Below are 24,381 nucleotides of genomic sequence, written 5' to 3'. Positions count from 1 at the left end.
CTCCTGTTACTATGTAAAGTTTTGGTAGTAATTATGCGAAAAGCTTTGCCCGTAAAGCACAAACCGTCACTGGCCCCAAAAAGACTGCCCCCGATCATTCGGGCTGACAGTCTCGCCAGGAGCTTTCGACCATATTTTTCATATAGCAGAAAAATTTCCAGCATATAGACATCGCAAAGCTACATCCTCCCCAGCCGCTGCGACGTTTTGCAGGCGACGTCCTTCACGCGCTCGATCAAATAATTCAACCGCTCTTCTTTCAGATCGAAGGTGACGATGCCGATGCTCAAAGCGCCGATTACTTTTTGCGTGTAATCAAAAACAGGTGCCGCGACCGAAGCCGTATTTTCCGTCCGTTCCGCGAAGCTGACGGCATAGCCGACTTTGCGGATTTCGGCCAGCTTTTCCATGAAAGCGGGCGTCTCCTCCTCGCCGACGAGCTGCAACACGATTTGCCGCGCTTCTTCTGCCGGCATGTGCGCCAAAACAACCTTGTTTGCCGCGCCGATGTGCATCGGGATGCGCAAACCAAGCTGGTCGTAGATGCGAATGTTGTGCTGGCTGTCCACGCGATCGATCACAATCGACTCCAGGCCGCTCGGCTGGCTGAAGTAAACGCTTTCTTCCACCTCTCTGGCAAGCTCCTCGATCATCGGCTTGATGACTTTGCGATAATCAATCCGGTCGAGCACGCGCAGGCCGAACTCCATCCATTTGATCCCCAGTGTGTACTGCTTGGTAGCTGCATCCTGCTCCACCAGCCCGTGCTTCATCAGCGTGTACAACAAGCGGTAGATCGTACTCACCGGGAGCTGACATTCTTTCGCCAAATCGTTGATGGTCCACCACTTTCTATGCTCGTCCGACGCAAGTGCCGTCGCAATCGCCATCGCCCGATCAAACGATTGAATCACAGTCATTTCCCCTTTTTCCTCATGTCTCGTCTACCTCATCTTAAATGATTTGCTGTAATTTTGTGAATCGCAAAAAACTTCCCGCGATAGCCGCTGCAAGCCCGGAATAACGATTGACAGTGCAAAATCAGAATGTGTACACTGAAAATAAATTTTCGAAATATGAACAATATTCTACAATGTGGAATAAAAGGAGGCAACCATGTTCCAAGGCAGCCAATCCATGGTCAAAAAGCTGAAAACCGTCATCATCAAGCATCCCCGCGAAGCGTTTATCAGCCAGGCCCATCTCGACGCATCCTGGAAAACTTTTCACTATACAGACTGCCCTGACTGGGACAAAGCTTTGCAGGAGTACGAAAAATTCGAAGCGATCCTCCGCGAGCACGTAGCCAACGTGCTGTACCTCCCGCAATCGGACAAAACCGGGCTCGACTCCCTCTACGCCCATGATCCGGTAAAGTTCACGTCCAAAGGCGCGATCATCCTCAAATCCGGCAAAGAGCTGCGCCAAGGCGAAGCGGAAGTGTACAAGGAGTTTTTGCAAGCAAACAACATCCCGATCCTGGGACAACTGACAGGCGATGCGCAGGCAGACGGCGGCGACCTCGTCTGGCTGGATGAAAAAACGTTGGCGATCGGGCTTGGCTTCCGCACCAATCAGGCGGCGATCGCCCAGATTAAGGAGATGGTCAAGGACTTCACGGAAGAAGTCATCGTCGTACCGCTGCCATATGACCGCGGCCCGGCCGAGTGCCTGCATCTGATGTCGATTATCAGCCTCGTCGACCACGATCTCGCTGTCGTCTACTCCAAGCTAATGCCTGTGTTTTTCCGCCAACTGCTCGTCGACATAGGCATCGAACTGATCGAAGTGCCCGATCGCGAATACGAAAACCTCGGCAGCAACGTCCTCGCGCTCGCCCCGCGCGTGTGCATGGTCGTGGCGGGCAATCCGGTCACGAAGGAGCGGCTGGAAAAAGCAGGCGCTACCGTGTACGAATACGAAGGCGAAGAAATCTCCTACAAAGGCACGGGCGGCCCGACTTGCCTGACTTCTCCGGTGGAGCGTGTGTAGCTTCCTACAGACAAAAAGCCACGTGGACAGTGGCATTTTGTCTTGAGTGGGCCGACCAGTCTTCACCACTTCGTACATGGCTTGCTCTTTTCCATCTTTGGAAGCACATCGAAGAAAAGAGCAGCTCTTCTTGAGCTGCCCTTTTCTTCAAACTGGTTCATATGCTCGCCCTTACGGCTTATCATTAATACTATCGGCCTTTCGCCATAATATTAGCTTACCTCTAGCAAACTATCTAGTCAATTCCCTTTTTTGATGTCGATTGAGTTTACTTTGCCCTCAACTCAATCAATTCTTTCTGAAGATCCTCTATCTGCTTTTCTAACCGTTTTTTATCATCCGTCAAATCTTCGACCTGTTTTTCCAACTTTAATTGAGTAATGTATTGCTTTGGAAAACAAATCTCAAAGCACTTCGTTTTTATCTCAACAAATAAGGAGCGGGGATTTGAAATGTCATGCAATCCTCCTTTTTTATCTAATAACCGACCTTCACTAATCGTCCTCACGAGAGCTCCCACTTCTTCCAATACAACAACCGGATGAGCATATGCCAGTTCCGGATTGTAGTTCATCCCCAAGTCGGCATAAAAGATGTCGCCATTATTTACCTTGCCGGAACCAGTGTAGAAAGTCTTTTTCCATTTGTCGAGTGAATTTTATCATTCTTTTCAGACAAATCGTAGAATGCAAAAGAAGAGCCGCACAAATAACGGCTCTTCTCATCTAAGAAAACAACAGCTTCCAGCTATGCACACTGGCTTTTACAGAAAATGCTGCATCCACACATTCGGTTCCACGTACACGACCTCGTCCTTTTCCACTTCGATGCGCACCGGAACGAGCGCATCCGGAATAATGTACGTGCCGGACTCGGGGAATTTCATCCCTGTCCACTCTTCCCACCCGCCTGAATGCCTTCCGCGCGCAGTAGGTTCGCAGCCTGAACGGCGCGGCCTGTTTGCGTCCCGGTTGAAATGATCGTCACATCCTGTCCTGCGATCAACTTGACGCCTTTGCCGAGCGCAAACGTGTGCGTTTCTTCCGTAAAAAGGGTCGGCAGCGGGTCGCGCGCCAGCCGAATGTACACGGGACCGTGGTAGTCGCGGGCGAACTCCATCACCTTTTTCACTTCGACCGCGTCCGCCGGAGCCAGGACGACCATGTTGGCCAGGCTGCGCATGATCGCGATATCTTCCAGACCTTGATGCGTTTTTCCCGTGCATCCGGTCAGCAAGCCGCTGTAGGCCCCGATCATTTTCACGTCCAGCTTCGGCTGGGCAATCGCCACGGCGATCTGGTCCAGAGAGCGTTTCACAATAAAAGCGGCAAACGTGCACACCCACGGCTGCAAGCCGACTGTTGCCAGACCGGAAGCGACTCCGAGCATGTTCTGCTCGGCGATGCCCATCTGCAAAAATTTGGCCGGATTCCCCTCCGCTACTTTATCCAGCTTGGTGGAGGTCGCCAGGTCGCCATCGACTGCGTACACTCGCGGATCGTCCTTCGTAAATTGCAGCAATGTTTCGCCAAACGCATCGCGCATGGCTACTTTTTTATCAAGCTGTAATTGCATCTTCTACACCCCCATATCCAGTTCTTCCAAGGCTGCTTTCAGCTCTTCCGCATTCGGCACTTTCGCATGCCATGTGTAGTTGTTCTCCATGAAGCTTACGCCCTTGCCTTTGACGGTGTGGGCAATTACGACGGTCGGCTTGCCTTGCACGCGCTTCGCCTGCTGGCACGCCTCGATGATCTGTTCCACATCGTGGCCGTCGATGGCAAGCACGTTCCAGCCGAACGCCGCCCAGCGGTCTTCCGGGGAAAAGATCGGGATTTCCCGTTCGCGGCCTTCCGTTCCCTTCCAGCCGAATTGCTGCAGCTTGTTGTAGTCCATGATGACTACCAGATTGTCCAGCTCGTATTTGGCCGCTACGTCCGCCGCTTCCCATACTTGCCCTTCCTGCGATTCGCCGTCGCCAATGATGCAGTATGTGGAGAACGCTTGCTGCTTCAGCTTTGCGCCCAGCGCCATGCCGACTGCGGCAGAAATTCCCTGCCCCAGCGAGCCTGTGGACATGTCCAGTCCGGGCAGCAGCTTCATGTCCGGATGGGCTTGCAGGCGAGAGTCGATATCGTCGAACGTTTTCAACTCCTCCACCGGGAAGTAGCCCCGCAGCGCCAGCACCGTATAGAGGGCGATCGCGGAGTGCCCCTTGGATAGCACAAAGCGGTCCCGCTCCGCCCACAGCGGCTCGTCAGGCTTGATATTCATCACGTCAAAATAAAGAGCGACCAAAAGATCGGTCACAGACAGCGGCCCGCCGACATGGCCTGCCCCTGCGTGGTGCACCGTTTGCAGAATCAGCCTCCGGGTCTCGCTGCTTTTCTTTTGCAGCCAATTGATTTTTTCCTGAGCGGAAACCGTCTTCATACTTTCTCACCTCTGGTTGATGATATCGTTTGCTCGATGAAGGCAATGGATCTTTTCGCGTATGCAAAAGGGTTGTGAACGAGCGGGTCCTGCTCGCCTTCGAGCATAGCCCAGCCTTGATAATCCCGCTCGACCAACTCCTTGAAAATCGGGGCAAAATCGAGGCTTCCATCACCTGGGACAGTGAACACCCCTCTGCGGATGCAGGTGACGAAATCAGCCTGTTCCGCCCTTGCCTGGTCGAGAACGCTTTGGCGAATATCTTTCAGGTGCACGTAGCCGATCCGCCCGTAATACTTTTGCAGCAGCTTCAACGGGTCGTTGCCGCCGTAGTAGGCATGGCCTGTATCGTACAACAGGTAGACAAGCCCGGGATCGGTCATTTCCATCAGGCGGTCGATTTCCTCCGGCTGCTCCACGACCGTCCCGCCGTGATGGTGGTACACGAGCTTCATGCCCAATTCGCGGCAAATCTCCCCTGCCTGGTTCAGCCCTTCGGCCAGGCTTTTCCACTGCTCATCTGTCAAGTGTGCGACCTGCTTTTCATGCGGGGAGCGGCGCGGGTCCCAATGCAGCGAGCCGCCAACTTCTGCCGTGCTGACGACTTCTGCTCCCATCGCCTTGAGGAATTGCGCGTGCTTCCGGTAAGCCTGCAGCTCCTCGTCGCGGCGCTGCGCATCCGAGAACAGCACGGACTTCCACTGCGAGGTCAGCCGCAGCCCCCGTTTGCCCAGCTCCTGCTGCAAAACAGCCGGATCGGCAGGGAACTTCCTGCTCATTTCCACACCTGTAACGCCAAGGCTGGCTATCTCATCCATGACCTGCTCGTAGGAATAGTGATCCCCGTGTTCTTTGACATCCTCCCCGACCCAGTTGATCGGGTGAACCCCCAGCTTGAAGTTGTATCCTTTATCTGTCATGACTGTCGCCCCTTTTGATTAAGCGCTTAACTCAACGCGTTTAGAAACTTGGCTGCGCCACGCCATTGGCGGAGCCTTCGTACCTATAAGGCACAGCGGTTGCTTGCTCGTTCCACTCGAAGTCTCGTCTGTTGCCCTCCTGCTGGACAAGAGTTTTAGCCATTCTTGCCTGTTGCATAAAAACGTCGGCAACGCTTACATTTTTTTCGCAATCTCGATCTGCTTGTTCATCGCTTCATAAGCGGCTTGAACCTTTTTGCTCGCGGATACTTCCGCTACCCCGAGCCGCCACCACGACTCGTAGCCGGACGAGCACGTTCCGGGAAGCACCTTGATGTCAATCAGCGTCGTGACAGTCTCTTCCTTCGCCTGCTGCAAGGCCGCTCTCAGCTCTTCCACAGTGCGGGCCGTGTACGCCTTCGCGCCCATGCTTCTGGCGTGGCTGGCAAAATCAATCTGCAAATACTCGCCCGTCAGCCGGTTCGTCTGTTCGTCGCGATAGCGGAACTCGTTGCCGAAGCCTTCGCTGCCATGACCGCGTTGCAGGTTGTGGATGCAGCCGAACCCGTTGTTGTCGAACAGCAGGATCGTAAATTTTTGCCCTTCCTGAATGCTCGTGACCAGCTCCGAATGAAGCATCAAGTAACTGCCATCCCCGACGACGGCGTACACTTCCTGATCCGGGCTTGCCATCTTCACGCCGAACGCGCCGGACACCTCGTAGCCCATGCACGAGAAGCCGTATTCCATATGGTACGTTTTCGGGGCCTTGCATCTCCATAGGCGGTGCAAATCTCCGGGCAGGCTTCCGGCAGCAGCGACAATGATGTCCTTTTCGCCCAGGAAGCGGTTGATCTCGCCCAGCGCGAGCATTTGCGACAAGCCTTCCGCCCGCTCCACAGAGCAGACCCGGTCCACTTCTTCGTCCCACTCCTTCTTCAGAGCAGCAATCGCTTCCGGCGAGTAGGCGGACTTGTATTCCGCTTGCCGCAGTGCGCCTGTGATTGCGACCAGCGCTTCCTTCGCGTCGGCTACCACGGCCTTTCCGTTCATTTTCAGCGCGTCGTAGGAGCTGACATTGATACTGACGAACTCCACATCTGGATTTTGGAAGGCCGTTTTGGATGAGGTAGGGAAGTCAGTCAGTCTCGTTCCGACGCCGATAATCAAATCGGCCTCTTTGGCCAGGCGGTTTGCGGCGAGCGAGCCTGTGACGCCAATCGAGCCTACTTGAAGCGGGTGGTCCCATGGCACCGCGCTTTTTCCCGCTTGCGTCTCCGCTACCGGAATGCCAAACTCCTCGGCGAAGCGAATCAGTTCTGCCGTAGCGAGCGAGTAGTGCACGCCGCCCCCGGCGATAATCAGCGGCCGCTTTTTTGTCTGGATCGCTTCCGCTGCCCGTGCGAGCGCAGCAGCCGACAGCGCTCTTCTTTCGACGAAATGGACGCGCTTTTCAAAAAACTCAGCCGGGTAATCGTACGCTTCGCTTTGCACATCCTGGGGCAGAGCCAAGGTGACCGCGCCAGTGTCGACCGGGTCCGTCAGCACCCTCATCGCGTTTAAGGCGGCCGTCATCAACTGCTCGGGACGTGTAATGCGGTCCCAGTACTTGCTGACCGGCTTGAACGCATCGTTGGATGAAATCGTGTAGTCAGCAGGGTTTTCAATTTGCTGCAAGACCGGATCAGGCTGGCGGCAGGCAAAAATATCGCCTGGCAAAAACAGCACCGGAATCCGGTTCACCGTCGCTGTCCCGGCGGCTGTGACCATGTTCAAGGCGCCGGGCCCAATCGAAGACGTGCAGGCAAAAATCTCTAGCCTGTTCTTTTGTTTGGCGTAGGCAATGGCCGCATGCGCCATTCCTTGCTCGTTTTTCCCCTGGATGTAGGTCAACTCTCCCTGAAAATGCTCCAGCGCTTCGCCCATCCCTGTCACATTTCCGTGTCCGAAAATCCCCATGACGCCTTTGACGAATTTTCGTTCCTGACCGTCCACGGAAATGTATTGATTGTCCAAAAATCGCAGCAATGCCTGAGCCATCGTTAAGCGGATTGTTTTTGCCATGTTATCCTCCCTCAGCTTCGATGTTTCTCTCCACGTAACTGTTAAGTTAAGCGCTTTCTCTTCCTTGATTATACTCGATTCCCGAGCTTCCACAAACCCTTTTTTTCATTTTTTTCTGTCTTTTCCGGCAGTTGGCTGGACGCGTGCAGACTACCGCTCGCGGATCGCAGGCGATTACGCGGGCTGCACGATCACCTTGATCGCTTCTCCTTTTTTCATCACGTCGATTCCTTCCGTGATGCGCTCCAAAGGAACCCGATGGGTAATCAGCCGCTCCAGATTCAGCAGCCCTGCCTCCATGACCTTCACTACTTTCGGGAACGTGTGGTTCGAGATATACGTGCCTTTTACGGTTACCTCATAGCGGGTAATATCGTTTTGCTTGATCGGCGGCAAGGCGTGCTGATTCATGCCCACCAGCAAAATTTGTCCCCCTCTGCGCACCAGCGTCAGGCTCTGATCGAACAGCGAACCAACACAGTCGATGACGACATCCGCCCCGATTTTCGTCGCGTCCTGTACAGACTTCGCCACGTCGCTTGTTTTTGGGTTCACCGTCACATTCGCCCCGGATATGCGGGCGTATTCCAGGCGATAATCCGAAAAATCAACGGCCACGATCGTTCCGGCTCCCGCCGCTTTCAACATCTGGATGAACATTTGTCCCATCGGCCCTGCGCCCAGCACGACAGCGCTCTCGCCCGGCTGCACCTTGATTTTGTCCATGCCGTTGATGACGCAGGACAGCGGTTCGGCAAAGACGGCAATCTCCGGCGGAACCGAGTCTGCGATTTTGTGCACATTTCTGGCTGGAACGACACTGTAGGAAGTCCAGCCCCCGTCCACGAAAATACCCATCGTCGACATATGCTCGCACATGTTCACGTATCCCATCTGGCAATAATCACAGTACCCGCACGTCAGCGTCGGATCGACTACCACCCGGTCGCCCACTTTGACGTTCGTGACATCCGCTCCTGCCTCTACCACTTTTCCGACGTACTCATGTCCCTGAATCACGCCTGCCGTCGCCGGATGTCCCGGAGGATTAGCCAAAATATGCACGTCTGTGCCGCAGATGCTGGCTGCCTCCACCTTGATCCGCACTTCATCTGCCTTCTGTATGACCGGAACCGGCCTTTCCTGCAAGGAAAATTTCCCTGCCTGCTCAAATACACCAGCTAACATGACCCATTCGCTCCCCTTCTGCTGTTTAAGCTGCATCCGTTCTGTTTTTTCCGCTTCCTCGTCCCTCTTGTCCGCGCCCGACTGCGCCGCCCTTCAGGAAATAAAGTGCTGGTAAGCAGGCAGGCCGTTTTTCATCGGAATGGACACCTCGCCCTGAATGAGCGGATATATATAGTCGAAAAACTCGGCTTTGACAAAATGGCTGTCGGCGTCGTACCACTCCAGCGGAAACAGCTTTTCTTTTCCCGCTACTTCCGCGAGGGGGACGGAGCCGTATTCCACGGCGTAAAACGGCCCCTTTTTGCGCTGCAGCGTGACCATCGCTCCGTTGATCCCCTGCCTGGCGTGATAGCAAGCGTGTTTTCCCGCCAAATACGCCTCCTCGACATCCACCCCGGACGAGAACATCATCCCGCTGCGCTGCCAAATGCTCGGCAAAATATATCGCGCGGACAAGCCCGCTCCCTGATTGGCGATGGCGTCCTTCAAATAGCCGGCCACGCCGCCGAGCTGCGGACGCCCGACCGCATCCCGCGCCAGAGCGTTGTCGGCAATCAGCCTGCCTTCTTTGTCGCGGATGCCTTCCGAGACAATGACCAGGGCTGAACCGTGTTCCTCGTACTTTTTTTGCACATCGCGCAAAAACGTTTCTTCGCAAAAAGGCGATTCCGGAATGTAAATCAACAGCGGAATGCCTGTTTCCTGCTGCAGCCCCAGCGCGCACGAGGCCGCCAGCCAGCCTGTATTGCGCCCCATCGTCTCGACAATCGTGATGCGATTGCTTTTCGGCAAGCTCATAATGTCCATGGACATGTCGAGGATGGAGGTGGCGAGAAATTTGGCTGCGCTGCCAAAGCCGGGCGAATGATCGGTTTGCGTCAAATCGTTGTCTACCGTCTTCGGCACCCCGATCACATTCAGCTCGTACCCTTTTTTCCGGGCAGCCTGATGGATCAAATGAGCGACGTGCATGGACCCGTTCCCGCCGATGTAGTAAAAGTAGCGAATGTCGTTCGCCTGCATGTGGGCGACGATGATTTCGATCTCGTGGGCGCTCAGCTTGTAGCGCCAGGAGCCGAGCGCCGCGCCCGGCGTCATTCTCAGCATCTCTAGCTGCGGTTTGGACAGTTGACCCAGATCAATGTAGTCCTGGTTGAGCAGACCGTACACCCCTCTTCTCGCCCCATAAACCTTCCGGATCTGCGGCGATTGAAGAGACTCCTCAATGATTCCGTACAATGAATTGTTGATAACAGCGGTTGGTCCACCGGATTGAGCGATCAGGCAGTTTCCGGTCATTTCCACACTCTCCATCCATGATTCATCTACTCTTCCAGGTTGATGACAACGGCCACCGTCTCGACCATTTCCTCAATCGCAAATGCCGGGCCTTCTTTCCCGATTCCGCTTTCCTTGACGCCCCCGTACGGCATCTGGTCGGCACGGAAGCAGCACGTATCGTTGACGATCACGCCGCCCACTTCCAGCAGATGCGGCAGCTTGTGGGCCAGGACGAGAGATTTGGTGTACACGCCTGCCTGCAAGCCAAACTTGGAGTCGTTGACCAGCTTCACCGCTTCCTCGATCGTTTCGTAGGACGCCACTGTAACTACTGGCGCGAATACTTCCTCGTCGTACACTTTCATGCCCTTTTTCGCCTGGGTAATGACCGTCGGATAGTAGACGCTTCCTTCCCTTTTGCCCCCGGTCAACACTTTCGCGCCCTTTGCTGCCGCTTCGTTTACCCATGCCTCGATCCGCTGCGCTTCTTTTTCGCTAATCATCGGCCCTACGTCCGTATCCGGGTCGAGCGGATTGCCCACCTTGAGCTGCGCCACCCGCTCCAGGAAAAGCTCCATGAACTTCGCTTCCACTGCCTTGTGCACGAAAATGCGCTGTACGGAAATGCAGATTTGCCCCGCATTGGCAAAAGCCATTTTCGCCAGCTTGTTTGCCGCCTGCTCGACATTGCCGTCTTCATGCACAATCGTCGCCGAGTTGGACCCGAGCTCCAGCGTGACTTTGCGCATGCCGATCGTCTGCTGGATGTGCTTGCCTACTTCCGGCGAGCCTGTAAACGAATACTTTTTGATCCGCTGGTCTTTCAGCAACTGTTCGCCAACCGTCGCACCGCCGCCGACCACGCATTGCACGTACCCTTTTGGCACGCCTGCCTGCTGCAACAGCTTGCACAGCAGCAGAGCGGAATGGGCCGTATCCGTAGCAGGCTTGACGATCACCGGATTTCCTGCCGCCAAGGCCGGAGCCACCTTGTGCGAAACCAGGTTTAGCGGGAAGTTGAACGGCGAGATCGCGCACACAATGCCGATCGGCTTTTTGATCGTATAAATCAGGCGCGATTCGTTTCCAGGGGAAGCCTGGCTCGGGATGATCTCCCCTCTCAGCTTTTTCGCTTCCTCCGCCGCCAAAAGAAACGTCGTCGCGGAACGAATCACTTCCACTTTCGCATCGCGAATCGGCTTGCCGCCCTCCTGGGCAATGCAGTTGGCCAACTCCTCGACGTTTTCCTTAATCAGTTGGGAAGCTTTCACCAGCACGTCGTAGCGCTTTTCTGCGGAAAAAGGCGTATGGTAGAAAGCGTACTCGGCTGCCTCTACTGCGCGATCCACCTCTTTTTCCCCCGCCTTGCACACCTGCACGTACAGCTCTCCTGTGTACTTGTTGTAAATCGGATGCGTCTTCGCTGTCTCTACCCACTCCCCGTCGATGAACAAACGTTGCACTTGCTTCACTGCTTCCATTTCTTCTCCCCCCTGAACATTTAGATAAGCGCTTAACCTAATCCGTAAAAAAAATTGGAACAAAAATGCTGGGCCTTACACAGACTGGACTGCGCTGACTTCTTCGAGCTTGACCGGCCTGTTTTCGGCAAACGACTTCTTCGCCGCCATGGCGATCAATTCAGCCTGGAAGCCGTCATAACCGCTGACCGGAACTTCCTTGTCCAACAGGATGCTGTCGATGAAGTCTTCGATTTCCTGAACAAAAGCGTCGGTGTACCGCTCCAGGAAGAAATACTTGGGCTTATCCCGGAAAACGCCCTCGGCTGTGCTGATCTCTGCGGTGGTCGGCGTGACATTGCTGACGGTCACACATCCCTTCGCCCCCAACACCTCTACCCGCTGGTCGTAGCCGTACACGGCTTTTCTGCTGTTGTCAATGACCCCGATCGCGCCGTTTTTGAATTTCAGCGTCGTAATCGCCGTATCCACGTCGCCGCATTCTGCGAACAGCGGGTCCACGAGTACCGCCCCTTGCGCAAACACTTCCTCGACTTCGCTGCCAATCAAATATCTTGCCATGTCAAAATCGTGAATCGCCATGTCGAAGAACAGACCGCCGCTGGCTGCTACGTAGTCTTTGCCCGGCGGATGCGGGTCCCGCGAAGTGATGCGCAAAATGTGCGGTTCGCCGATTCCCCCTTCTTTGACGGTTTGATGAGCCTTTTTCAAGCTGTGGTCAAACCTGCGGCAAAAGCCCACCTGGAACTTCACTCCGGCCTCTTTGACGACTTCGAGCGCCTCTCTCGTCTGCTCCAACTGAAAGCTGATCGGCTTTTCGCAAAATATGTGCTTGCCCGCTCTCGCTGCCTCCGAGATGATGGGGACGTGCGTATCGGTGGGCGAGCAGATCAAGACAGCCTGGATGTCCGGGTCTTGCAAAATCGCCTTGTAATCATCGGTGACATGGGGAATCCCGATGCTGCCAGCCCACTCTCGCACTTGCTCTGCGAAAATATCCGAAATCGCCTTCAATTCGACGCGGTGCAGTTTGACCAGATTTTCCGCGTGCAGCTTCCCGATGCGCCCTGCTCCAATGATTCCAACCTTTACTTTGCTCATCGTGATCTCTCCTCTTCCGGTTAAGGCAGGCCGTCACTTCCTGTCCAAAGAAACGCCTGTCGTCAGTGATCTTTTTTCTGCCTTGCTCCAATATATGGATAGTCCTGCAGCCAACAATCCAGACAAACTGGCGAAGATGAAGCCATTTGCCAATCCGCCGCCTGAATTTAGCCAGCCCGCAAGAAAAGGCCCCAAGAAAATGCCCAACGAATAGATCGCTTGATAAAAGCCCATTGCGGTTGCCCGCTTTTCACTTTCTATGTACTGAATCGCCATTCCTAAAAACAGCGGAAAACCCATTCCCTGCGCAAAGCCGTTGCCGATTTGCGTCAGGCACAGCGTGAGCATCGTGTCCGCATACGGGATCACGACCGTAAAAGCGGCGCTGCCCGCAAACCCGATGGCGAGCGTGGGCCAATGTCCGAAGCGGACGGCAAAATATCTCCCCGCCACGATAGAGGCCACAGCGTGCGGCAGCATGAACGCGACGACAAGCCAGCCAAGACTCTCCTTGTCTGCGCCGATCTTCAATGCCTGCAACGGCGTAAAGCCGTACATCGTAATGAACAGCATGCCGTGGGCGATAATGGACAAAATGGATACCTTCAGCAAAATCGGCTCTTTCATCACGTTTGCCAAATCTTTTGGCTCGATCGGCTTCCGGGATGCTTCCGGCTTCGGCTCGCGAATCAAAAAGGAGAGCGCCAGGCCGAGGAAAGCCACTCCTGCCCCGATCCAGAACGGGGCATTCCACCCCCAGCGGCTGACCAGGTAGCCGCTGACCCCCATCCCCATCAATTGAGCGGAAACGGTAATAAAATGGATCGTCGACATCGCTTTTGTAACGTTTGCCCCGGTAAAATAGCTCGAATACAAAACCGTAAAGACAACCCAGGCCGAGGCCGAAATCCCGGCGACCGCCCTGGAAAAAAGCGCCCATCCGACATGATCGGTGACAGCAAAGCCGAGGCAACTAAGCAGGCTGGTCACCATGCCAAGCCAGATAAACGGCCGTCTGACCTGCCTGTAATCCGACAGGACGCCGATCGGCAAGCGCAAAAGAAGCTGGGTCACGCCGTAGCTGCTCAAAACAACCCCGATCAGCATGTACGAGGCGCCCTTGTACTCCAGGTACGGCGACAGTATCGGCGTGTACAAATATTGAGAAGCCCAGTACATAAAGGTGACGAAGACAAATACGATATGATCCTTTGCTTCGAGCTGCTGTGCCTGCATCTTGCTCATCGCCTTTTCGCACAAAATGTCACTTCATGTTGGTTAAGCGTTTTCCCTAACTCTATTATAGGGGATGCTCCGCGCGTGTGTAAAGAATTAATTCTGAAATGAACAAATCAACGCAATTGTTAGGCTATTAACCACCTGTTGCGCTGGACGGCTTGGATGCGCTGGACAGGCGCATCCAAGCTTTTGCCTCCGTCCGCACCATTGAACACGGCTCGCTTGAACAAACAATGGGCGCTCTTTCGCTCCTTTTGCTTTGGCGAACGTAAAAAAAGCACCCTGTTTCCCCGGTGCTTTCTCGCTTCATTTTCTGATTCGTTTGGTCGATTCGCGCACGCACAGTTCCGGCAGCATCACTACCCGCTTTTTCCCTTTCTTTTCCCCTTTGATTTCCTCGATCAACAGGTCCATCACTTGCCGGCCCATATCGTGAAACGGCTGGGCGACCGTCGTTAGCGGCGGATTGGAGATAGCAGCGAGAATCGTGTTGTCGTAGCCGACTACTGAGACGTCATCGGGAATCGACAGCCCCAGCTCTCTCGCCGCCTGGATAATCCCAATCGCGACCAAATCATTGCCTGCGAAAATGGCGGTTGGCCGTTCAGCAGCCTGCAGCATTTTCAAGCCCATCTGTTTGCCGCCTTCTACAGACGACGGACCAAAAAGGACGTATTTTTCATCATATTCCAAACCATTTTCCTGCAAGGCGTGGCGGTAACCGCGCGTGCGCTCCCGGCCGACCTCCAGATCGAGCTGGATGGCGCCAATCTGCTGATGGCCCAGGTCGAGCAAATGCTGTGTCGCGTTGTAGCCGCCGATGAAATCATCCACGGTTACCGTATCGACGGACACAGTGGAGACGTCGCGGGCCAGTACGGCGATCGGAATTTTCAGATTCAGCAAGTCGCGGATCACGGCATCATTTTGAAATCCGGACGCAAGAATAAACCCGTCCACGCTCTTTTGCTTAAGCAGCGAGATGTACTTCGACTCCTTTTCCGGGCGATAGTCCGTGCTGCACATGACGATGCTGTAGCCCAGCTCGTGGCCCCGGTCCTCGATACTTCGCGCCAGCTCGGCAAAGAACGGGTTCGCCAGGTCGGGAATCAACAGGCCGATGGAGTACGTCGACTTGCCCGTCAAGGCGGAAGCCACGAGGCTCGGCTGGTAATCCAGCTCCTTCATGACCTGCAATACTCTTTGGCGCGTCTTTTCCCCGATCCGCCCCGTGTTGTTGATGACCTTGGACACGGTTGCAATAGACACGTTCGCTTCCCTTGCCACATCATAAATGGTTTTTTTCATTGTAGTTTCCTTCCTTCCATCATAGTGATGGCGATCTATCTGACGTCCGGGATGAACTTCGTTTTCATTCCAAGTGATTAAGCGCTTTAAGCTTATATTTATTGTAAAGAACAAATAATCGCGAAGCAATAACCCATATCCGCGCGCAGGGCAGCACAGAGGGGACACGGGGCATCCCCGACCGCGTCACGGCTTCTGGTTGGGCCGCCGCCAATAAAAAAACGCGTAGCAGAAAACCGCTAGGCGTTTGACTTTTGCTTGCTTATACTTCTCTCTTTTTTCAGCCGCGTGGTCGAGTCGCGGACGATGCGTTTCGTATTCAGCACGATTCTGCTTTTGTATTGCTTTTCCCCTTTGATCTCGGCCACGATCAGGTCCATCACTTCGCGCCCCATGTTCTGAATCGGCTGGGCAATCGTCGTCAACTGCGGATCAATGATCGTCGCAATTACCGTATTGTCAAACCCTACGACCGAGATATCCTCCGGGACGCGCAGCTTTTTCTCGCGGATCGCCTCGATTGCCCCGATTGCCAGCAGGTCGTTACAGGCAAAAAAGGCAGTCGGCGGGTCCGGGGAGTTCAAATAATCGAGCGCGATTTTTTTGCCCCACGGGACGTTCGACTCCAGCGTAAACTGGCTGAAAGCGTACTCGCGAATCCCGCCATGATCTTCCAGCGCTTTGCGAAAGCCGCGGATTCTTTCCCGGTTGCTCCAGACGTCGCGGGCGATAATCGCGATTTTTTGATGGCCCAGCTCGATCAGGTAGGAGGCCGCATCGTACCCGCCCTGAAAATCGTCAATGCACACCGCGTTCACATTGAAGGCTGGGACGTCGCGGGCGACGATGGCGACCGGATACTTTTCCGCGATCAGCTTTTCCACCTCCAAGGTGTTCTCGAAGCCCGAGGCCAAAATGAACCCGTCTACATTTTTTCGCTTCAACAGCTCGATATACTTCGCTTCTTTGTCGGGGTTGTAGTCCGTGCTGCAAATGACCAGGTTGTACCCTAGCTCATTCCCGCGGTCTTCGATGCTGCGTGCCAGCTCGGCGAAAAACAGGTTCGACAAATCCGGAATCAAAAGTCCGATGGTGTACGTATGCTTCCCGGTCAGTGCAGTAGCGATCACATTTTGCTGATAGTTCAGGCTGCCAATGACCTTCCATACTTTATTTTTCGTTTTCTCGCTGATTCGGCCGGTATTGTTGATGACTTTCGAGACAGTAGCAATCGACACCCCCGCTTTCTTTGCTACATCGTAAATGGTCGGCTTCATCTCTACCCTCTCTTTGTAAAGAAAAATCGGTCTTGAAACATGTTTGTGCCAAAAAGCGGCCGTCTACGCTTTTCCCGAGGAGCCAAACTCTCTCATCTTTCCTTTCACCGCGTCTTTGATCGCCTCTCGGGCAGGGCCCAAATATTTGCGCGGATCGTAGACGTTCGGGTTTTCGGCCAGCACTTTGCGAACGGCGGCTGCCGAGGCGATCTGGTTTTCCGTGTTGACGTTGATTTTCGCTGTGCCCAAAGAAATCGCTCGCCGAATATGCTGGGTAGGGATGCCCGTCCCTCCGTGCAGCACCAGCGGCAATCCGGTCAGCTTTTGCACTTCCTCCATACGGTCAAAGCCGAGCTTCGGCTCCCCTTTGTACGGTCCGTGCACAGACCCGAGCGCCGGGGCCAGGCAGTCCACTCCTGTTTCCTTCGCCAGCCTGTCGCACTCGGCCGGAATGGCGTACATCGCTTCGGCGTCATCGACCACGAGATCGTCTTCCTGCCCGCCGATTCGCCCGAGTTCCGCCTCTACGGATACTCCGAGCACATGAGCGACCTCGACGACCTTTTTCGTAATCGCGATGTTCTCCTCCAGCGGATGGTGCGAGCCGTCGATCATGACGGAAGTAAACCCGGCATGAATCGCTTCCACGCACTTTTCGAAGGAAGAGCCGTGGTCGAGATGAATGGCGACGTCAACCGTGATCTTGTACTCCTCGATCAACGACTTCACCAGGCCGACAATCAGCTTGAAGCCGCCCATGTAGCGAGCCGCGCCTTCACTGACTCCCAAAATAACCGGAGATTGTTCCTCCTCTGCCGCCTGCAAAATCGCTTGCGTAAACTCCAGATTGTTAATGTTGAACTGTCCGACTGCATACTTTTCTTGTACTGCCTTGTTCAGCATCGCTGTCATGGATACGAGTGGCATCTGAATCCTCCTATAGTAAAAAATGGTATTTTGTCGCTTGCTCGTTTTATTGTTCGTTGCAGCTCCTGCTTTTACGCCTGTGCCTTGGCTGCCGCGTGCATGCTCGCCAAAACCTCGACTACCCGATCGCCAACCTCGGAGGTCGAAGCTTTTCCGCCCATGTCGGGCGTCAGTACTGCGCCCTCGACCATCACCTGCTCGATCGCCTTCAAGACGCTGCCTGCCAGCTCTTCATAGCCGAAAAACTCCAGCATCTGACTGGCCGACCAGATCGCCGCCAACGGATTCGCGATCCCTTTTCCCGCAATGTCAGGCGCTGAGCCGTGAATCGGTTCGAACATGGAAGGATGCGTCCGCTCCGGATTGATATTCGCTCCAGCGGCCAAGCCCAAGCCTCCGGCGAGCGCTGCCCCCAAATCGGTTAAAATATCCCCGAACAGGTTGGAGGTAACGACTACCTGGAATCGTTCCGGCTGCTTAATCATCAGCATGCTGGCTGCATCTACGAGATACGAGTGCGTCGGGACATCCGGGTATTCGCTCGCCACCTCCGCAAACACCTGGTCCCAAAACACCATGGAGTAGTTCAGGGCGTTCCCTTTGCTGATGCTGGTCAGCGATTTGCCCGTTTTGCGCGCCGTTTCAAACGCGTAGCGAATGATCCGCTCCGTCCCTTTGCGCGAGAAAACGCTCGTTTGCAGCACGGTCTCGTTGTCTTTTCCCTTGAACAGCCAGTCCCCCGCTCCCGCATATTCGCCCTCGCTGTTTTCGCGGATGAACAGCATATCGACCTGTTCCTTCCCCGTGTTTTTCAGCGGGCACGGCGCTCCATCCAACAGCGTGATCGGGCGAATGTTCACGTACTGGTCAAACTCCTTGCGAATCTTCAAGAGCAAATCCCAGAGCGATATGTGGTCGGGAACGCCGGGAAAGCCGACTGCGCCCAGGTAAATGGCGTCAAACTGCCGCAACTGCTCGATGCCATCCTCTGCCATCATCCTTCCGTGCTGGAGGTAATACTCGCAGCCCCACGGAAAGTAATGAAAATCGAATCGAACATTTGTCAGCTCTACGGCCTTTTCCAGCACCTTTACCCCTTCCTGGATCACTTCAGGGCCAATCCCGTCTCCCGGGATGACGGCAATTTTGTACAATTTCGTCATACGTTTCTCCTTTCGCAATCGCTTGCATTGTTGTTGGATTGTGGCGTTTATACACCCGTATTCATTACTAATCGCATCGAATAACAAGGAAATCTTTTTCGCGCTTCCGGCGTCCCCGCTGCGGACAGCATTCATAGAAAATAGCGAATTGACGCTAGATTAAGCGGTTACCCTAGTATTATAGTTTACGATCAATTCCGGTGTAAATGTATTTATCGAAAAAATGTGAGTATTTTAACGAAAGCAGGTTAAGCGGTTTCTTCGAGGGAGGGGGAGGCTTGCGTCTGGGCTTTCTCTGGATTTCATGAGTCCATTGGAGCGCTGGCGCGGAGTCAAGTCATGGGCGCAGCGTTTGTCTCCAAGGAGCACAAGTCTTGGTCCTTCATTTCAAGCCACACTATGCTGCTGCCCTGCAAAACAAAAAACGGAGGCACGAGGCCCCCGTCGAGGATGTTAGCTGAACCGTTGATGCGCGTTGTTTTGCATGAGAAAATCATTCATTTTGGCAGCCAGACCGCCGTGACCAAATCGCATCCGTCTCCCCTGCCTGTTCTGCTCGCGAGCGATGCGGAGAAACTCGATCAACAGCTTCCTTCTTTGCGTGATCTCCACGTACCCATGCTCGTAAAACCACGCATCCATCGTATTGAAAACGCCGCGATTGATGCCAAATTCCCGTTGCAGATGCTGCGCAAACGTCAAGTCCGGCAAATGCACAATGCTCGCTGCTGTCACAAGCCGATCATCGCCTCCTGTTCCGCTCTGCTTGTCCGCCCTTTTTGCCCGGACAGCCGAAACGCTGCCTTCACGCTGTTTACGTCGCGCTCGATCTGCTTTTGCAACTGAGTGAGATCGGAAAAGGCCATTTCCGGCCTGACGTAGAAATGTACGTCCACGTATACACACGCTCCGTAAAGGTCTCCGTCCCACTCAAACAAATGCACTTCATGGCTGATTTGCACTCCATCGTGAAAAGTAGGTCTGCGGCCGACATTCATCACGCCCGCATGCGTCTGTCCGTTCCACAAAAGCGTCACCCCGTACACGCCCTGCTCCAGCCTGGGATGCGGGGGAAGCAGAGACAGATTCGCGGTCGGGAAGCCGAGCGTTCTGCCTACTTGCTTGCCGCTCACCACCTGGCCGTGCAAAGTACAAATAGGCTGCTCCATCTTCTTCCCCTCTTTCCGTAGCGTATTGGTCGCTCCAATTGTCTTTGTTGCGGTTTGTGGCCGCGGTTTGTAGCCGCGGCGTTCCAAGCACACCTACCCGAAGCACGGACTCGCTTTGCCAGAACCCCCACACGCTGCATCGTCCTTTTCCGCTCGCTCAGTTTCCTTTGAGCGCCTTTTGCATGAACACGATCTCCTGCGCCAAAAGGGCGATTCGCTCCAAGACGTCCGGAGCGACTACTTCGTTATTCGCATTGAAATGGTCAGCATGCGCATAGACGTAGCCTGGAGCCGTGAATGCGCGAAAATAACCGGCAATCGGCTTCAGTTGATTTTCAATGACCAGGTAATGCTGGTACGTTCCGCCTGTCGCGACAAACCCCATTACTTTATGGCGCAGGGCAGAGACGGGAATCAGGTCAAACAAATTTTTCAGCGCTCCGGTGAGCGAACCTTGGAAAATCGGTGTTCCGATGACATAACAATCCGCAGCCGTTACCAGCTCGATCACTTTTTTGGTGTCGCCCGCATAGGTCCCAGGGTCCCGGCCATCACAAAACTGCACCTGGTACTCGCTTAAATCCAGCAATTCCACCTCTATGCTGTCGTCCTGCTTTTTTACGTGACGCAAAACCTCCTGGACGACAGCCGCTGTTTTCCTGCCTGTGACCGTCCCGGAAATTCCCAACAGCTTCATAATAAGCCCCTCCCTTCTGCTTAGCTGCAAACAGCGCAGCTCGCTTTTCGGCTACACCGTCTGCGGCTTTACATGCAGGCGAGGCAAAACTTCCTCGACCAGCAAGCGCATGGACTCTTTCCATATTTCCGGCGATTCGCTATAGTCGTAGCCCGTAATCAGCAAAGTCCCGAAACCGCCGACCGTGTCATACAGCTTTTGCAGCTTTTTCGCGACCGTTTCCGGCGATCCTACCAGCCAGTCGGTTTTGGCCATTAATTCGGCAGTTACCTCTTCGTCGGCAAGCGCCGGATCGGGCTTCAAGTTTTTGATGTCGCCCTGCTTTTTAAACAGCGGCAGCCATGACTCGTCAAAGAATCGACCCATCATGCCTCCCAACGCTCCGGCCATTGCTTCTTCATCCGTTTTCGCGACAAAGACGTCTTGCGTGATGCGCCAACTGCTTCTGTCCGCTTCTTTCCCTACAGAGCGCGCCCCTTCTTCCACCGCATTCCAGTGCGATTTGATATACTCGCTGTTCCAGCCGAGACTCATCGGGATAAATCCGCGTTCGCCCGCCATTTTCAATGTGGCTGAACCCGCGCTGAACCCTGTAATCCCGATAGGCGGATGCGGCTTTTGGAACGGCTTGATATGCGGTCCGAGAATCCCGTCATGCCGCGCCTTTGGCTGGTTGGCGCTGTAAAATTTCCCCCGGAACGAAAAGGACTCCTCGTCTGACCACAATCTCTGCATCAGCTCCCACGCTTCCATCATCATTTCCCGGTTTATTTTTCCGTCGACAGCAAACAGCTCCCAGTCTGTTTGGGTTCCGCCTGCCCCGATCCCGAGCATCAAGCGGCCTTGGGCGAGATGGTCGAGATAGGCGACGCGATGCGCCAACTCCACCGGATGATGATAGGGCAGCAAATGGGCACCGGGCGCCAGCTTGATTTGCTTTGTCCGCAACAGCGCCTGCGCGATGATTAAATCCGGGGATGGAATCGGCTCCCACGGCGCGGTAAAATGCTCGCCGATCCACACTTCGCTATACCCCAATTTGTCGGCATATTCAATCATTTCCAGATCCCACTGGGTCGCATCGTACAAAGACCGCTCCGGCGGATGCTGCGGCATCAAAAACATTCCGATATTCAATTTCGTCATAATAATCCCTCCATTTATGAAGAAAAATGTTCGTTTCTCAGTCAGTCGTCAGTCCGTGCACATTTACGCGCACTTTTTGTTCCGTTTGGCAAGAGGTTTTGGCCGCATGGGCGATTTCCTGCGCGATCAATCCGTCTTTGATGCCGACAGCAGGCTTGGCATCGCGGTGCAAACACTCGATAAAATGCTCCAGCTCGCGCAAGTAAGCGGTCTCAAACCGTTCCATAAAAAACGGAATAATGTCAAAGCTGCCCTGATTCGGCCCGAGAAGCGTCACGTTATGATTGCGCAAGCCGGCGATGACCAATGTCCCTTCCGTCCCGATCACTTCCGCGCGAATGTCGTAGCCGTATTTGGCATTTCGGTACCCTTCCACATCGCCTGCGGCCCCATCGGCAAACCGCAAATACGTTAACGCCTGGTCCACATCGTCATACTTGGCCACGATCGGCGAAGCCAGGACCGATCCCATCGCATTCACTTCCACGATCTCCTGGCCCATCAAAAAGCGGGCGATATCAAAGTCGTGGATGTTCAAATCGGTAAAAATGCCGCCGCATGTCGCCACGTACTCTTCATGCGCGACAAATGGGTCCCGCGTAACGCCTTTGAAATAGAGCGGCGTCCCGATATCTCCTGCCGCAATTCTGTCTCTGGCATGCGCGTAAGCCGGATCAAACCGCCGCATAAACCCAAGCTGGCACGTAATCCCTGCTTCCTCAATCACGCTCGCCGTTCTTCTCGCGACCTGAATCTCTGTCGAAATCGGCTTTTCCAAAAACAGCGCTTTTCCCGACCGGGCCACCTTCCGAGCCAGCTCGGCATGCGTGCTGGTTGGCGTCACAACGATGATGGCGTCAATGTCATCGCGCGCTATGATCGCATCCGGCTCTGTGGACCAGTATTTCACCTCATGCTCCCGGGCGAATGTTTCCGCTACGCCCGGCATCACATCGGAGACAGCTACGAGCTGCGCTCCTTTTATCTTCCCTGCAATATTTTCGGCATGAATTTTGCCCAATCTCCCCAACCCCAAAACGGCACATCGCACTTTCCGATCCACGACACTCGAACCCCTTTCCTAAAATGGCAATTGAACACCGCATTTGCACATGCGCGAGTTGAACACGTAGTTTCCCAGATGCGTACGGGTATGGCTTCGCGGTGTGCACTGGTAAAGAAACAAGGTAACAAACAAAAGAAACAAAACACTTCATTTAGTTAACCGCTTTTCGTTACTCCCTTTTGTTTCCTCGCGTTTTGTTTGGTAGCGCACTGTAAAAAGTGGGCTGTTCCATTTGTACCTCAGTATAAACCCTCTGTTTTATCAATTCAACAAGAAAGTTAATTAATTTTCTGAATAATTTTTCGTGAGTTTAGTTAAGGTAACAAACTTAATTTTGTTACCTTAACTTTCGCTGTTTTACCTTTAAGTTTCCCTCTTCGCTATGGTATAGTTTACATAGAGCGGTTGTGGCTCACGCAGTTTTTCGCGGGGCGGCGTTGGGATGGGCTTATCACCTGAAAAAACAATCCGCTCGCCCGCAAACACCCGAAGCCATCCGGCAAACACGTGTTGCGCCAGCGCAAAACACGGCGTTTCCGCTGGGGATGGATCATCTGTCCGCTTATTTGCTTAAAAATTGGGGGTACATGCATGAAACCGACGATATACGATGTGGCAAAAGAAGCGGGAGTATCGACTGCTACCGTATCGAAAGTCATCAATAATACCGGGAAAATTGGCGACAAGACCAAAGAAAAGGTGCTGCGCGTGATGGAGCAGTTGAACTACCAGCCCAAGACGGTGGCTTCCGCGCCGCGCGGGAAGCTCTCCCACTCGATCGGCTTGTTGATTCCGGACTTGGCGAACCCGTTCTTCGCTGAATTTGCCCGAAGCATCGAAGACTGTGGCCGCGAATTAGGCTACAGCATCCTGATTTGCAGCACGGACTTCCAAAAAGCGAATGAACTCAAGCACAGCGCTTTTTTGATCGACAAAAAGGTCGATGGAATCATCATCATTTCCGGCTCGCAGGACGAGTCATTTATTAAAGAGTTGCTCGACAAGCAAATTCCTACTGTAATTGTGAACAAAGAACTGACGACACCGCTGCCGATCGACAGCGTCTCGGTCGACGATTTTATCGGCGGCTACGAGGCCACGAAGCATTTGCTGGAGCTTGGGCACCGCCGGATCGGTACGATTCAACTGGGGGAGCTGCTGCTGGGGAAAGAACGGCTGCGCGGCTACAAGCACGCGCTCGAGGAATTTGAGGTGAAATACGAGAAAACCTTGACCTTTTTCAGCTCTCCGAATGCCACAATCGAGGAGAGCAAGCAAATTTCGCTGGAGATTCTTTCCGCCCCCCAGCGCCCGACTGCTATTTTCGCCGGAAACGACATTCTGGCGCTCGGCGTCATCCACGCAGCTATGGAGCTGGGGCTGTCTATTCCGGATGACCTGTCCGTCATCGGCTTCGACAACACTGTGCTCAGCGCCATGTCCAACCCGCCATTGACGACCATGGCGCAATCCATTCAAGACATGGGGCGTCTCTCTATTAACCTGCTGCTAGAGGAAATCAAAGGGATGCAGCGCAACAAACAAAAAATCCAGCTTCGGCCGGAGCTGGTTGTCAGGAGGTCGACGAGGGAGTTGGTGCGTTGAAGGCGGGTGGGATAGGTTGGGTTGCGGGGTTGCTCGGCTGAAAAGCTGATGGCTTGTCGGTTGAGGTAGTGATGGGCCAACGGTAGCTGATTGGCCTATCACCTGCACCTTTCAATCTACCACGCTACCGACCTCGGCGCAGAAAAGCAGCTTCCTGAGAATGGCGCGGTGTTTTTTGGTTCAATCCTGTCTTGGGTCGGCGCTGTTGCGACAAAGCTGAAGCTCCCACGTCTCCCCAATTAACTTATTTGAGACTCCCACGGCTAAAGCCGCAAGCCTTCCACCTTGCGGTGTACGGGTGGGATTCTTGAATGACTAAGCGTT

At 54.2% G+C, this 24,381-nt stretch carries 23 protein-coding genes; 2 read left to right on the top strand and 21 right to left on the bottom strand.

Annotated features, from left to right (window positions below; genetic code table 11):
- Positions 1-179: 179 nt before the first annotated feature.
- Entirely contained in the window at positions 180-914 is a 735-nt protein-coding gene (locus AC3WJN_RS21175; RefSeq protein WP_026558051.1) for an IclR family transcriptional regulator, read from the bottom strand.
- Positions 915-1,116: 202 nt separating this feature from the next.
- Between AC3WJN_RS21175 and AC3WJN_RS21170 the strand changes: the two genes are divergently transcribed.
- Positions 1,117-1,992: a dimethylarginine dimethylaminohydrolase family protein gene (locus tag AC3WJN_RS21170; RefSeq protein WP_007785984.1), complete on the top strand. Its 876-nt coding sequence runs from the start codon at positions 1,117-1,119 to the stop codon at positions 1,990-1,992.
- Between the two features lie 268 nt (positions 1,993-2,260).
- Here AC3WJN_RS21170 and AC3WJN_RS21165 read toward each other — a convergent pair whose 3' ends face one another.
- The 20 genes from AC3WJN_RS21165 to iolG (AC3WJN_RS21070) form a co-directional block, all read right to left on the bottom strand.
- Positions 2,261-2,566: a hypothetical protein gene (locus AC3WJN_RS21165; RefSeq protein ID WP_157179555.1), complete on the bottom strand. Its 306-nt coding sequence runs from the start codon at positions 2,564-2,566 to the stop codon at positions 2,261-2,263.
- Positions 2,567-2,755: 189 nt separating this feature from the next.
- Positions 2,756-2,878 (bottom strand): hypothetical protein, encoded by a 123-nt coding sequence (locus AC3WJN_RS21160; RefSeq protein WP_007785982.1) that lies wholly within the window; start codon positions 2,876-2,878, stop codon positions 2,756-2,758.
- Positions 2,875-3,567 (bottom strand): transketolase family protein, encoded by a 693-nt coding sequence (locus AC3WJN_RS21155; protein ID WP_007785980.1) that lies wholly within the window; start codon positions 3,565-3,567, stop codon positions 2,875-2,877. Before AC3WJN_RS21155 ends, AC3WJN_RS21160 begins: the two co-directional genes overlap by 4 nt.
- Positions 3,568-3,570: 3 nt before the next feature.
- Positions 3,571-4,425 (bottom strand): transketolase, encoded by an 855-nt coding sequence (locus tag AC3WJN_RS21150; protein ID WP_007785978.1) that lies wholly within the window; start codon positions 4,423-4,425, stop codon positions 3,571-3,573.
- A complete protein-coding gene (gene iolE, locus AC3WJN_RS21145) occupies positions 4,422-5,345 on the bottom strand; it encodes a myo-inosose-2 dehydratase (protein WP_007785976.1) in 924 nt (307 codons plus the stop codon). The genes AC3WJN_RS21150 and iolE overlap by 4 nt, the downstream gene beginning before the upstream one ends.
- A 195-nt stretch (positions 5,346-5,540) precedes the next feature.
- Entirely contained in the window at positions 5,541-7,409 is a 1,869-nt protein-coding gene (gene iolD, locus AC3WJN_RS21140; RefSeq protein ID WP_007785973.1) for a 3D-(3,5/4)-trihydroxycyclohexane-1,2-dione acylhydrolase (decyclizing), read from the bottom strand.
- A gap of 174 nt (positions 7,410-7,583) precedes the next feature.
- Positions 7,584-8,597 carry a zinc-dependent alcohol dehydrogenase gene (locus AC3WJN_RS21135; RefSeq protein ID WP_007785971.1) on the bottom strand — a complete coding sequence of 338 codons (1,014 nt, stop codon included), beginning with the start codon at positions 8,595-8,597 and terminating at the stop codon, positions 7,584-7,586.
- 93 nt (positions 8,598-8,690) lie between these two features.
- The gene (locus AC3WJN_RS21130; protein WP_007785970.1) at positions 8,691-9,896 is read right to left on the bottom strand and encodes a 6-phosphofructokinase; all 1,206 of its coding nucleotides are present in this window, start codon (positions 9,894-9,896) and stop codon (positions 8,691-8,693) included.
- A 26-nt stretch (positions 9,897-9,922) separates the two neighbouring features.
- Positions 9,923-11,359, bottom strand: coding sequence for an aldehyde dehydrogenase family protein (locus AC3WJN_RS21125; protein ID WP_007785968.1), 1,437 nt, complete (start codon positions 11,357-11,359; stop codon positions 9,923-9,925).
- Positions 11,360-11,434: 75 nt separating this feature from the next.
- Positions 11,435-12,460: an inositol 2-dehydrogenase gene (gene iolG / locus AC3WJN_RS21120; RefSeq protein ID WP_007785966.1), complete on the bottom strand. Its 1,026-nt coding sequence runs from the start codon at positions 12,458-12,460 to the stop codon at positions 11,435-11,437.
- A gap of 33 nt (positions 12,461-12,493) precedes the next feature.
- Complete coding sequence (locus tag AC3WJN_RS21115) at positions 12,494-13,696, bottom strand: MFS transporter (RefSeq protein WP_007785964.1); 1,203 nt, start codon at positions 13,694-13,696, stop codon at positions 12,494-12,496.
- 309 nt (positions 13,697-14,005) lie between these two features.
- Positions 14,006-15,007 (bottom strand): LacI family DNA-binding transcriptional regulator, encoded by a 1,002-nt coding sequence (locus tag AC3WJN_RS21110; RefSeq protein ID WP_007785962.1) that lies wholly within the window; start codon positions 15,005-15,007, stop codon positions 14,006-14,008.
- A gap of 239 nt (positions 15,008-15,246) precedes the next feature.
- A complete protein-coding gene (locus AC3WJN_RS21105) occupies positions 15,247-16,284 on the bottom strand; it encodes a LacI family DNA-binding transcriptional regulator (protein ID WP_007785961.1) in 1,038 nt (345 codons plus the stop codon).
- 63 nt (positions 16,285-16,347) lie between these two features.
- The gene (gene fba / locus AC3WJN_RS21100) at positions 16,348-17,211 is read right to left on the bottom strand and encodes a class II fructose-1,6-bisphosphate aldolase (RefSeq protein ID WP_007785959.1); all 864 of its coding nucleotides are present in this window, start codon (positions 17,209-17,211) and stop codon (positions 16,348-16,350) included.
- A gap of 71 nt (positions 17,212-17,282) precedes the next feature.
- Entirely contained in the window at positions 17,283-18,374 is a 1,092-nt protein-coding gene (locus AC3WJN_RS21095) for a tartrate dehydrogenase (protein WP_007785957.1), read from the bottom strand.
- Between the two features lie 453 nt (positions 18,375-18,827).
- Positions 18,828-19,109, bottom strand: a complete 282-nt coding sequence (locus AC3WJN_RS21090) for a hypothetical protein (protein WP_007785955.1) — start codon at positions 19,107-19,109, stop codon at positions 18,828-18,830.
- Positions 19,106-19,543, bottom strand: a complete 438-nt coding sequence (locus tag AC3WJN_RS21085) for a riboflavin kinase (RefSeq protein WP_007785953.1) — start codon at positions 19,541-19,543, stop codon at positions 19,106-19,108. Before AC3WJN_RS21085 ends, AC3WJN_RS21090 begins: the two co-directional genes overlap by 4 nt.
- Positions 19,544-19,700: 157 nt before the next feature.
- Complete coding sequence (locus tag AC3WJN_RS21080) at positions 19,701-20,240, bottom strand: NADPH-dependent FMN reductase (protein ID WP_007785951.1); 540 nt, start codon at positions 20,238-20,240, stop codon at positions 19,701-19,703.
- Between the two features lie 51 nt (positions 20,241-20,291).
- The gene (locus AC3WJN_RS21075) at positions 20,292-21,386 is read right to left on the bottom strand and encodes an LLM class flavin-dependent oxidoreductase (protein WP_007785949.1); all 1,095 of its coding nucleotides are present in this window, start codon (positions 21,384-21,386) and stop codon (positions 20,292-20,294) included.
- A 37-nt stretch (positions 21,387-21,423) separates the two neighbouring features.
- Positions 21,424-22,449 carry an inositol 2-dehydrogenase gene (gene iolG / locus AC3WJN_RS21070; protein ID WP_290426477.1) on the bottom strand — a complete coding sequence of 342 codons (1,026 nt, stop codon included), beginning with the start codon at positions 22,447-22,449 and terminating at the stop codon, positions 21,424-21,426.
- Between the two features lie 594 nt (positions 22,450-23,043).
- On the opposite strand from iolG (AC3WJN_RS21070), the gene AC3WJN_RS21065 reads away from it, so the two are divergent.
- The gene (locus AC3WJN_RS21065) at positions 23,044-24,057 is read left to right on the top strand and encodes a LacI family DNA-binding transcriptional regulator (protein WP_007785944.1); all 1,014 of its coding nucleotides are present in this window, start codon (positions 23,044-23,046) and stop codon (positions 24,055-24,057) included.
- The last annotated feature ends 324 nt before the right edge of the window (positions 24,058-24,381 follow it).

The organism is Brevibacillus sp. FW306-2-1A-C05A (assembly GCF_058781555.1).
This window is presented reverse-complemented; position numbering and strand designations above follow the sequence as displayed.

Coding starts and splice junctions, on each gene's coding strand:
- iolG (WP_007785966.1), bottom strand. CDS start 12,460: ATGAGCAAAGTAAAGGTTGGAATCATTGGAGCAGGGCGCATCGGGAAG.
- AC3WJN_RS21170 (WP_007785984.1), top strand. CDS start 1,117: ATGTTCCAAGGCAGCCAATCCATGGTCAAAAAGCTGAAAACCGTCATC.
- fba (WP_007785959.1), bottom strand. CDS start 17,211: ATGCCACTCGTATCCATGACAGCGATGCTGAACAAGGCAGTACAAGAA.
- AC3WJN_RS21105 (WP_007785961.1), bottom strand. CDS start 16,284: ATGAAGCCGACCATTTACGATGTAGCAAAGAAAGCGGGGGTGTCGATT.
- AC3WJN_RS21125 (WP_007785968.1), bottom strand. CDS start 11,359: ATGGAAGCAGTGAAGCAAGTGCAACGTTTGTTCATCGACGGGGAGTGG.
- AC3WJN_RS21085 (WP_007785953.1), bottom strand. CDS start 19,543: ATGGAGCAGCCTATTTGTACTTTGCACGGCCAGGTGGTGAGCGGCAAG.
- AC3WJN_RS21065 (WP_007785944.1), top strand. CDS start 23,044: ATGAAACCGACGATATACGATGTGGCAAAAGAAGCGGGAGTATCGACT.
- AC3WJN_RS21110 (WP_007785962.1), bottom strand. CDS start 15,007: ATGAAAAAAACCATTTATGATGTGGCAAGGGAAGCGAACGTGTCTATT.
- AC3WJN_RS21155 (WP_007785980.1), bottom strand. CDS start 3,567: ATGCAATTACAGCTTGATAAAAAAGTAGCCATGCGCGATGCGTTTGGC.
- AC3WJN_RS21115 (WP_007785964.1), bottom strand. CDS start 13,696: ATGCAGGCACAGCAGCTCGAAGCAAAGGATCATATCGTATTTGTCTTC.
- AC3WJN_RS21130 (WP_007785970.1), bottom strand. CDS start 9,896: ATGACCGGAAACTGCCTGATCGCTCAATCCGGTGGACCAACCGCTGTT.
- iolD (WP_007785973.1), bottom strand. CDS start 7,409: ATGGCAAAAACAATCCGCTTAACGATGGCTCAGGCATTGCTGCGATTT.
- AC3WJN_RS21095 (WP_007785957.1), bottom strand. CDS start 18,374: ATGACGAAATTGTACAAAATTGCCGTCATCCCGGGAGACGGGATTGGC.
- AC3WJN_RS21150 (WP_007785978.1), bottom strand. CDS start 4,425: ATGAAGACGGTTTCCGCTCAGGAAAAAATCAATTGGCTGCAAAAGAAA.
- AC3WJN_RS21080 (WP_007785951.1), bottom strand. CDS start 20,240: ATGAAGCTGTTGGGAATTTCCGGGACGGTCACAGGCAGGAAAACAGCG.
- AC3WJN_RS21165 (WP_157179555.1), bottom strand. CDS start 2,566: ATGAACTACAATCCGGAACTGGCATATGCTCATCCGGTTGTTGTATTG.
- AC3WJN_RS21160 (WP_007785982.1), bottom strand. CDS start 2,878: ATGAAATTCCCCGAGTCCGGCACGTACATTATTCCGGATGCGCTCGTT.
- iolE (WP_007785976.1), bottom strand. CDS start 5,345: ATGACAGATAAAGGATACAACTTCAAGCTGGGGGTTCACCCGATCAAC.
- AC3WJN_RS21075 (WP_007785949.1), bottom strand. CDS start 21,386: ATGACGAAATTGAATATCGGAATGTTTTTGATGCCGCAGCATCCGCCG.
- AC3WJN_RS21135 (WP_007785971.1), bottom strand. CDS start 8,597: ATGTTAGCTGGTGTATTTGAGCAGGCAGGGAAATTTTCCTTGCAGGAA.